Source organism: Enterobacter sp. EC_50, from assembly GCF_019584525.1.
GTDB lineage: Bacteria > Pseudomonadota > Gammaproteobacteria > Enterobacterales > Enterobacteriaceae > Enterobacter > Enterobacter roggenkampii.
The window spans coordinates 1-204 of record NZ_VDAF01000139.1 but is presented as its reverse complement, the minus strand read 5'-3'; the positions used below and the strand labels follow the sequence as shown (position 1 = coordinate 204).

Below are 204 nucleotides of genomic sequence, written 5' to 3'. Positions count from 1 at the left end.
AAACAACAGACCGAGAAAGACACTGAAGTTCAAAACACCGAAAGAGATAATTGAAAGGGGTGTTGCATTGACAGATTGAATCTACAGCGGCTTTTTTTAATATGTCCCGTTCGTCCGTAACCCGCTTCAACTCTTTCTGAAGACGGCGGATCTCGGCCTGAGCATCTGACTGTTCATTATGAGTGGAAGAATCCGGGCCGTACT

At 45.6% G+C, this 204-nt stretch carries 1 protein-coding gene; it reads left to right on the top strand.

The genetic code is table 11. The features are described 5' to 3' along the window. Positions 1-79 (top strand): hypothetical protein (locus tag FHC48_RS23655; protein ID WP_227258385.1); only part of this gene is annotated, 79 nt, incomplete at its 5' end. Between the last annotated feature and the right edge of the window lie 125 nt (positions 80-204).